10 protein-coding genes are annotated in these 8,796 nt (G+C 56.2%); all 10 read right to left on the bottom strand.

The features are described from left to right. The coding region (locus PA598K_RS37655) for a molybdopterin-binding protein (RefSeq protein WP_260405216.1) at positions 1-496 on the bottom strand (496 nt) is incomplete at its 3' end. A gap of 132 nt (positions 497-628) precedes the next feature. After that, on the bottom strand, positions 629-1,207 hold the full coding sequence (pgsA, locus tag PA598K_RS01510; protein ID WP_128655138.1) for a CDP-diacylglycerol--glycerol-3-phosphate 3-phosphatidyltransferase: 579 nt from the start codon (positions 1,205-1,207) through the stop codon (positions 629-631). Next, positions 1,204-2,532, bottom strand: a complete 1,329-nt coding sequence (rimO, locus tag PA598K_RS01505) for a 30S ribosomal protein S12 methylthiotransferase RimO (RefSeq protein ID WP_128655137.1) — start codon at positions 2,530-2,532, stop codon at positions 1,204-1,206. Before rimO ends, pgsA begins: the two co-directional genes overlap by 4 nt. A 128-nt stretch (positions 2,533-2,660) precedes the next feature. After that, entirely contained in the window at positions 2,661-3,152 is a 492-nt protein-coding gene (locus tag PA598K_RS01500; protein WP_128655136.1) for a YajQ family cyclic di-GMP-binding protein, read from the bottom strand. An 84-nt stretch (positions 3,153-3,236) separates the two neighbouring features. Beyond that, positions 3,237-4,154 carry a helix-turn-helix domain-containing protein gene (locus tag PA598K_RS01495; RefSeq protein ID WP_128655135.1) on the bottom strand — a complete coding sequence of 306 codons (918 nt, stop codon included), beginning with the start codon at positions 4,152-4,154 and terminating at the stop codon, positions 3,237-3,239. 15 nt (positions 4,155-4,169) lie between these two features. Continuing rightward, a complete protein-coding gene (locus tag PA598K_RS01490) occupies positions 4,170-4,934 on the bottom strand; it encodes a DUF3388 domain-containing protein (RefSeq protein ID WP_128655134.1) in 765 nt (254 codons plus the stop codon). A 140-nt stretch (positions 4,935-5,074) separates the two neighbouring features. Continuing rightward, on the bottom strand, positions 5,075-5,326 hold the full coding sequence (locus tag PA598K_RS01485; RefSeq protein WP_128655133.1) for a DUF3243 domain-containing protein: 252 nt from the start codon (positions 5,324-5,326) through the stop codon (positions 5,075-5,077). 127 nt (positions 5,327-5,453) lie between these two features. Next, entirely contained in the window at positions 5,454-6,182 is a 729-nt protein-coding gene (gene ymfI / locus PA598K_RS01480; protein ID WP_128655166.1) for an elongation factor P 5-aminopentanone reductase, read from the bottom strand. A gap of 14 nt (positions 6,183-6,196) precedes the next feature. Further along, entirely contained in the window at positions 6,197-7,483 is a 1,287-nt protein-coding gene (gene yfmH, locus PA598K_RS01475) for an EF-P 5-aminopentanol modification-associated protein YfmH (RefSeq protein WP_128655132.1), read from the bottom strand. Beyond that, entirely contained in the window at positions 7,480-8,772 is a 1,293-nt protein-coding gene (gene yfmF / locus PA598K_RS01470; RefSeq protein ID WP_128655131.1) for an EF-P 5-aminopentanol modification-associated protein YfmF, read from the bottom strand. The genes yfmH and yfmF overlap by 4 nt, the downstream gene beginning before the upstream one ends. Positions 8,773-8,796: the final 24 nt, after the last annotated feature.

Genomic DNA, 8,796 nt, shown 5'->3' with positions numbered 1-8,796 from the left:
CGCTCGCCGGTCCATCGAACATCGGCTTCATCTCGCGCGGCGGGCCCGGCAGCAGCATGTAGTGCGTGCCCTCGACGGTGAGCGCATTGCCGACCGCGAGCCCGGTCTCGTTGGCCAGCGGGTCAGAGCCTTCGATCATGAGCGCCTGCCGACGATTGCTCTCCACCATCTGTGCGCCCCGGCCAGCGAACAGCGCTTCGATCTTGGCCATCGACGGCTCGTCGATATGCAGTCCCCGGCCCAGATCGGCCGCCAGCGCATCCTTGGTCAGATCATCCTGGGTCGGGCCCAGTCCGCCGGTGAACAAGATCAGGTCGGCGCGCGCCCGGGCGGTATGAATTGCTTGCGTCAAGCGTGTCGTATTGTCGCCTACGACCGTCTGGAAATAGACGTCGATGCCCAGATCGGCCAATCCTCTGGATAAATATTGCGCATTCGTATTGACGATCTGTCCGAGCAGCAGTTCTGTTCCAACAGCTATGATCTCTGCCTTCATCGCTAGCCATCCTCCTAGTTTGCGTATCGAAAATTGAGGAAACAAAGACATCATTCCACGCGGGAATGATGTCTGTCCATCCGTGGGCGCGCCTCGCATCACAATCCGCGCGCCGTCCTGCTCCCGTATCGATTACTCGGAGACGGGAATGATATTTTTATTCTTGATGAAGTAGTCAACGCCGGAATAGAGCGTAATCAGCGCCGCGACCCAGCTCGAAATCAGATCGAAACGCACATCGATAAAGGCAAACGGGAAGTTGTTGAGGAGCAGCGCGATAATCATCGTAATCTGCACCGCCGTCTTCCACTTGCCCCAGTTGCTGGCGGCCATGACCTTGCCGTCGAGCAGGGCGATCTGCCGCAGTCCCGTAACCGCGAACTCCCGGCTAATAATAATAATCGCGATGACAGCATCCAGTTTGTTCATTTGGACGAGCGAGATCAGCACGGCAGCAACGAGCAGCTTGTCTGCCAATGGGTCGAGCAGCTTGCCCAAATTGGTGACCTGCTTGTTTTTGCGAGCGATATAGCCGTCTAGTCCATCCGTGCTCGCCGCGATGATGAAAATCAGCGCCGCGATGATCTGATTATACGTGATCTGGAAATCTCCGAACACAATCGGCTCGATATCCAGCCGCACCAATAGGAAGAAGACGATGATCGGCACCAGAAAAATCCTCGCCAATGTGATGCGATTGGCCAGATTCATGCGATTCCCTCCCCGGAAAGATCAAACTCGTACGCATGTGTCACTCGAACCTTCTGCATCTCTCCGATGGTTGCTGAAGCTTTGGTAATAAACACCTCGCCGTCAATCTCTGGCGCATCGTATTGCGAGCGGCCGATGTAGACGTCGCTGCGGCCGTCATAGCGCTCCACGAGCACGTCGATCTCGCGGCCGATATACTTGCTCCCGTTGTCCTTGGACACCTCGCGCTGAATCTCCATCAGCGTATTGGCGCGCCATTCCTTGACCTCGTCCGAGACGTGATCCGGGAGACGAACCGCGGGCGTGTCCTCCTCGCTGGAGTATGTAAAGACGCCCAGACGGTCGAACTTCACCTCGCGGACAAAATCGCACAGCCGTTCAAAGTCCTCCTCAGTCTCTCCAGGGAAGCCGACGATGATCGAGGTGCGCAGCGCCGCCTCCGGCATCCGATCGCGGATCTTGCGGATCAGCTCGCGCACATCGCGCTGCCTGCCCGGCCGGCGCATCCGCTTCAATATCCGGTCCTCGCTATGCTGGAGCGGCATGTCGATATACTTGCACACCTTCGGGTTGGTCGCCATCGTCTCCAGCAGCTCATCCGTAAAAAATCCAGGGTAGGCGTAATGGAGCCGCACCCAGGCGATGCCGGGCACCTCGCTGACGCGGTCCAGCAGCGCCGGCAGCATAAAGCGGTCGTACAGATCAGTCCCATAGTTGGTCGAATCCTGAGCGATCAGACTGACTTCCTTGACGCCCTGGCTCGCCAGCAGCCGAACCTCCTCGACGATCGATTCGACCGAACGGCTGCGGAACTTGCCGCGCATGATCGGAATGCTGCAAAAGGTGCACGCATTGTCGCAGCCCTCGGCAATCTTCACAAACGCCGTATATCTCGGAGTCGCCACCTTGCGGGGCAACGCCTGCTCATAATTAAATACCGGGTTGCCGACCCATACCGGCCGTTTGCCGCGCAGCGCCTCGTCGACGATGTCGTTAATATTATGGAAATCGCCGGTGCCAACAATCCCGTCGATCTCCGGCATCTCCTCCATCAGCTGCTGCTTGTATCGTTGCGTAAGACAGCCGGAGACGATCAGCGCTTTCAGACGCCCCGTCTCTTTCAGATCAGCCATATCTAGGATCGTATTGACCGACTCTTCCTTGGCGGCATCAATGAAGCCGCAGGTGTTGACGATAATGACGGTCGCATCCTCCGCCTGTTCCACCAGCTCGAAACCGCGCTGATCGATGAGTCCCGACATAATCTCGGAGTCGACCAGATTTTTCTCGCAGCCGAGCGTTACTACCTTTACGCGTTCTGTCATGTTCAGCAATTCCTCCAGATCCCAATACCTTCAAGTAAGTATAAACGATCTGCCTTCGCGGTGTCAAAACGACGGGCGAGCCGCTCGTCGCATGCCTATGACACCTTGAAGCAGCTTTAGCACGAAACTTACTTATAGTTGACAAACTGCAGGTCTACGGTCAGATCAGCCTTGCGCAGCAGGGCGATGACCGCCTGCAGATCGTCTCTGCTCTTACCAGTCACGCGAATCTGATCGCCCTGGATTTGCGATTTGACCTTAAGCTTGGCATCGCGGATCAAGATGTTGATTTTTTTGGAATTTTCCTGATCGATGCCGGATTTCAGTTTGATTCGTTGACGCACCGTGCCGCCGGAGGCGGGCTCGATTTTGCCGTAGTCGAGATTTTTGATCGGCACGCCGCGCTTGATCATCTTCGACAACAAAATATCGAGCACCCCTTTAAGCTTGAACTCGTCATCGGAAGCGACGACCAGCTCGCCATTGTCCAGCTCGATGCTGCTCTTGCTGCCCTTAAAGTCGAACCGCGTGCTGATCTCCCGCTCGGCTTGCTGGATGGCGTTGGCCATCTCCTGCATATCTACCTTGGATACAATATCAAATGAACTTTCCGAACTCATCTCTACCACTCCTCGTCCCAATGTATCGATCTCAGCAAAAGACATCCCTGATGAGATGCCAAGGATGCCTTCGTCCGATGCCTGTTATTGCGTGTCCGTTTCAGCCGACGGGCTATCCACAGGTGTAATGTTGTACCGCTTGCTCGTCCCCGATTCGCCGCCGTTGTGCAGCGCTTGACCGTCCACCTTGATTTGTACGCTAGGGGCGAAGCCGAGGCTGATGTAGACGGGAGCAGACAGCTCAAACGTCTTCGTCGTATCCTTCAGCGTCTCGTACACCAGACGATCTCCAGTCTCTTCGTTGCGGAACTCGACCCAGCTCTCGCCGCTCACGATCACTTCGTACTTATGGACGCCTTTGGGCGATAGCTCGTAGTTGGTCGTACGGCGCGTGATGTCGCCGATCGGCGTCAGCGTCGTCTCGCCGCTCGGCGGCTCCGGCTCTTCCTCGCCATCGTCAGGATTCTCCGACCCTCCAGGCGTTTCCGTTCCTCCCGGCGCCTCGGTGCCGTTATCCGGCGTCTCTGTTCCTCCCGGAGCAGTCGGCGGGTCGTTATCCTCCGTGTTCTCCGTCAGATTGGTGGGATCGACCGTTGGCGGAGGATCGTTGGGATTGTTCAGCACAAAGACATAGACGATGACGGCGATCAGTGCCAAAAAGCACCAAAGGAGAACGCCGAATCCCCATTTGCTCCAGCGATCCGAGGCCCGCGCCGAGGCGCGCCGAGGCTTCATCATCGGTTGCTCGGAGATCGGCTCTGTAGGCAGCGCCGGCACTTCGTTCTGATGCTGCTGCAGCAGTTCCTCCGCATCGAGCCCGACGGCTTCGGCATAATTTTTGATGAATGCGCGAGCATAAAAGGAGCCTGGCAGCACCTTGTAATCGCCCGCTTCTATCGCCTCCAGATATCTGACACGAATCTTGGTCATTTCCTGGATATCATTCAGCGTATAGCCCTTCTTCTGTCGTGCCTCCTTCAGAAGCGCGCCCAGATCAGACATGTCTTCACCTCCTTACTAAAATTCATGGATGTCGCTAGTAATGCTCTCGTACGAAATCTCTTCGTCCGGGGTGTTGCGCAGCTCGATAATGCAATCATAAATGCCATGGTCGTAATGGGATTCCTTAACGAAAATGTCCGGGTGCTCGATCACCTTGGTCGAAGGCATGGACATAATTTCCTGCAGCAGACTATAGTGCTTCTCATTGGAACGAACCGTACTGACGATCCCGTCAATAATAAAAATGTTGCCGGGATCCATCTCGTCCTCGGACAACTGGCTGCGTACCGTCTGCCTCAGCATGGTCGAGGAGACAAACGCCCAGCGTTTGTTGGCGCATACGCTGCCCGCGATGATCGATTCGGTCTTGCCGACGCGCGGCATGCCGCGCAGCCCGATCACCTGATTGCCCTCCCGCTTAAAAATCTCGCCCAAAAAATCCACGAGCAGCCCGAGCTCGTCCCGCGTAAAGCGAAAGGTCTTCTTGTCGTCGGAATCCCGCTCGATGTACCGACCATGTCGGACCGCCAAAATATCGACGAGCTTCGGGGGACGTAGGGCGTTAATCGTAATGTTGTCGACCTTTTTCAGCATTTTGCCAAGCAGTTCAATTTTCTCGTCGTCATCGGTTTGGAGCAGCATACCCCGCGTGCGGTTTTCTACCCCGTTGATGGTAATAATGTTTACCTCAAGCATGCCGAGCAACGAAGCGATATCTCCCAACAGACCGGGACGGTTTTTATGTATCTTGTATTCCATGTACCACTGTTTGTATTCCATAAGTCTCCTTCCCGCGTTACAATCCCACGATCCGATTTTGCTTCCCGAAAATATAATTCTACAATTTTCGTCAATATCCTGCAACAGCGGAACAACCCTATCAGAAAGGCCCCCGAATGGAGGCCAGTCTGCAAAGCCTATTACGAGTTTTGGACAAGCTTCACCATGAGACGAGCAATGGTCTTCCGCTCATCTTCATCGCCGACATCCCAAATCTCTTTCAGCGCACGCTGCTCGTCGTTTTTCGGATCGACTTTCTCATCCAGAAAACTGCCGATTTCGAACGCCAGATTGGAGATGGCTTCTTCGCTCAACCCGATTTTCTTGGCCTGCTCCACCCGATCCGCCAAAAAATGCTTCCACGTATCATAGTTGTTCAGGACAGTTGCCATATCTCTTCGCCTCCTGTAGTCGTTGAAGAAAAGGATGTACAACAGTCCTATTGTTCGCTGTCGCCCGGTTAATTATTCGACGTCGACCGAACGGCAGAAGTTTCATCCCGAGGCGAAAAGCTTAACCTTATGTGACCCACCCGCCATTGGGACTTATGACTTGTCCTGTAATATAACCTGATTCCGGCAATGCCAGAAAGTAGACCAGCGATGCGATCTCATCCGGATGTCCCAAACGGCCGGCGGGGATCTCCTCGGCCAGCGCTGCATGCTCTGTGCTGTCCAGATGCGCGTTCATCGCCGTATCGACGGCTCCGGGAGCTACCGCGTTGACGGTGACGCCAGAGGGAGCCAGCTCCTTCGCAAGCGCCTTGGTGAAGGCGTTCATGCCGCCTTTCGTCGTGGAATAGAGCACCTCGCAAGAGGCGCCCGAGATCCCCCACACCGACGACACATTGATGATTCGTCCGAAGCGTTGCCGGATCATCGCCGGCATGAAGAGCTGCGTACACAGATACATCCCTTTTAAATTAACCGCCATCACATCGTCCCAAACGTCGTCTGTCACATCGGCTAACATGCCGTAGTGGGCGATCCCGGCATTGTTGACCACAATGTCGGGACGCCGCCCGGCATCCTCCAGCTTCTCCTTCATCCGCTCGAGTTGCTCCCGCGAACGCAGGTCGGCGCATGCCGTCATCACCTGGGCGCCGAGCCGCATACACTCGCGAGCCGTCTCGTTGGCCGCCTCATGAGAGCTGTTGTAATGGATGACGACATTCATTCCTTCTGTAGCAAAGCGTCGCGAAATCGCCGCGCCAATGCCGCGGCTGCCTCCGGTGACCAGCACCGTCATCTCGCTGAGCGGCTTCACGTCTTGGCCTTGTCGACGATCGAGACGGCCATCTGATCCCAGCGAAAATGCTCGCGCATCCGCTCATTCACTTGCTCCAGCGTCACCGACTCGTACAGCGGGAGCAGCTCGAACAGATTGTTGCCGCGGAACTGATAGCGGGTAAACTCGTTGGCGATCGCTTCCGGCGAGTTAAGCATCCGCAAATAACCGCCGATCCGCTTGCGGCGCACCCGCTCAAAATCATCCGCTGCAATGCCTGTCGCGAGCTTCTCTTCGATCGCGCTGCGTATCGCCGCCAGCAACGCCTCAGGATCGCGAGTGTCGCCGCCGATCATCGTGAAGCCATAGGTGGCGCTGCTGTTGTACTCGCTGCCGAACGAATCGGAGATCAGGTCGTCATCATATAGCTGTTGATACAGTTTGGAGCTGGGTCCAAGCAATGCCTCCAGCATCAGCTTGCTGGCTACCTCCCTGCGCAGCAGCTGCTCGCTGTCGGCAGGCAAGACGGTCTCCTTGAAGCCGAACATCATCTTCGGCAGGCTGACTGCCAGCTCGCTTCGCTTGACCGGCAGCTTCACCGCGTCGGGCTCCTTCTCGAGCAATCGCTTGATCTGCGGCGATTCACCAAACGATTTGGACGTCTGGTTGCGACGCACGAGCTCCATAATCTCATCCTTGTCAACGCCCCCTACAACGAAGAGCAGCATGTTGGAAGGATGATAGAAGGTATGGTAGCACTGATAGAGACTTTCTTTGGTGATGCGGCGGATCGACTCGACCGAACCGGCGATATCGATATGGACCGGATGCTCGTGGTAGAGGGCATCGATGAGCCCCGTATAGACTCGCCAATCGGGATTGTCCTTGTACATGTTGATTTCCTGCTCGATGATGCCCTTTTCCTTCTCGACGTTCTCATCCGTAAAGTAAGGATTCTGGACAAAGTCGAGCAGCGTCGTCAGGTTCGCCGGGATCTGCTCGGTCGCCGAGAACAGGTATGCCGTGCGGTCGAAGCTGGTAAAGGCATTAGCCGAGGCCCCCTGCGAGGCAAAAGTCGCAAAGATGTCGCCGCTAGGCTCCTCGAACATCTTGTGCTCCAGGAAATGCGCAATCCCGTCCTCTACTCTTATCTTCTGCTCGCCCGGAAGCGAGAACTGGTTATCGACGGACCCAAAACGGGTCGTAAAGGTTGCGTAGGTTTTCTGGAAGCCTTTTTTGGGCAGTACATACACGGAGAGCCCGTTAGGCATCTGCTCGTAATAGAGCGTCTCCTGTACCGTCGGGTACGCTAGCGTCTTCATGCCAGTTGCGCCTCCTTTCCGCGCAGGAAATAAATCGTATCCAGCTCCACCTTGTCGGCTACCTGGACGATCTGCTCGACACCCGCCGCCTCGATGGCGGAGATCAGCTCCGCTGCCGTACGGCTCTTGCCTGACAAGACGCTGTTGAAGTCATAGCTGATCATCTCAAACGCCGAGTCCTGCATCTCGCGCAGCTGATTGCTGATCATCGCCCTGGTCTGGCTAAGCTCGAGCTCGGAGATTTGCCCCTCCTTCATGCTCTGCAGTTGGGCCAAAATAATCGTCTTGGCCTGCTCGAAGTTGGCAATCTCGATGCCCGACTGAATGGTGCAAATGCCTTTGTGACCGTCCAGGCGGGAAGCGGCGTAGTAGGCCAGACTTGCCTTTTCGCGAACATTTAAAAACAGCTTGGAATGCGGATAGCCTCCGAGAATGCCGTTATACATCAGCAAAGCGGGATACGCTTCGTCAGCATACCCGATATGAGTGCGAAGCCCCATATTAAGCTTGCCTTGACTGACATCCAGCGTCTCGATGACCGTCCGCGGCTCCTCCGCAGTCGTCCCCACCTCGGGACGGGCATAACCGGCTCCTGCGCTTGCGCTCGGCTCCAGCCGGAAAGCTTCGGCGGCGAGTCGCTCGACCTCGGCCAGCGTCGTATCTCCCGCCACATACAGATCCAGCTCGGCCTCACCCAACCACCCACGATAAGCGTCATACAACGACTCCGACGAGATGCCGGGCAGATCCTCGAGCTTGCCAAGGGCATGCAGCCGATAAGGCTCATGCCGGCACATCTCGGCCAAGCACCGCTCGGCGGCATAACGGATCTTGTCGTTGATGATCGCCTCCAGCCGTTTCTGCAGCGTCATCTTCTCGGCGGCCACATATTTGCCCCGGAAGATGCCGTCCTCGAGCGCCGGATCGGTGACAATCTCTCCGAGCAGCTTCAGCGCAGCTGCCAGCAGAGGCGTACCGGAAGAGACGAATTGGTCATTTATGACGTCCATGCGGAACTGGACGATCTGCGCGTCGCCGCGTTTATAGATATCGAAGCCGAAGCCTGCGCCGTAGAGATCATCCAGACGTTCGCGGAATGCCAAGGTCTCCGGCGTCGACCGCGTGCCTCTGCGCAGGACAAAAGGCGTCAGAGCGGTAGTCGTTACGGATGATTCTGCAAGCGGAACACCTGCGTACAAAGATATGGCAAAGGTCTTGAAGCGCTTGGTAGGCATGACATGCAGCCGCATGCGTCCTGTTTGCGCCCGTTCAAAAAGAGTTGCCGTCACGATAAGTCATTGCTCCTTCCGTCT

The sequence above is a fragment of the Paenibacillus sp. 598K genome (assembly GCF_003851045.1).
Classification (GTDB): Bacteria; Bacillota; Bacilli; order Paenibacillales; family Paenibacillaceae; genus Paenibacillus_D.
The sequence above is the reverse complement of the archived record's forward strand: the minus strand, read 5'-3'. Positions and strand labels throughout refer to the sequence as shown.

Coding starts and splice junctions, on each gene's coding strand:
- PA598K_RS01500 (WP_128655136.1), bottom strand. CDS start 3,152: ATGAGTTCGGAAAGTTCATTTGATATTGTATCCAAGGTAGATATGCAG.
- rimO (WP_128655137.1), bottom strand. CDS start 2,532: ATGACAGAACGCGTAAAGGTAGTAACGCTCGGCTGCGAGAAAAATCTG.
- PA598K_RS01485 (WP_128655133.1), bottom strand. CDS start 5,326: ATGGCAACTGTCCTGAACAACTATGATACGTGGAAGCATTTTTTGGCG.
- yfmH (WP_128655132.1), bottom strand. CDS start 7,483: ATGAAGACGCTAGCGTACCCGACGGTACAGGAGACGCTCTATTACGAG.
- pgsA (WP_128655138.1), bottom strand. CDS start 1,207: ATGAATCTGGCCAATCGCATCACATTGGCGAGGATTTTTCTGGTGCCG.
- PA598K_RS01490 (WP_128655134.1), bottom strand. CDS start 4,934: ATGGAATACAAACAGTGGTACATGGAATACAAGATACATAAAAACCGT.
- PA598K_RS01495 (WP_128655135.1), bottom strand. CDS start 4,154: ATGTCTGATCTGGGCGCGCTTCTGAAGGAGGCACGACAGAAGAAGGGC.
- ymfI (WP_128655166.1), bottom strand. CDS start 6,182: ATGACGGTGCTGGTCACCGGAGGCAGCCGCGGCATTGGCGCGGCGATT.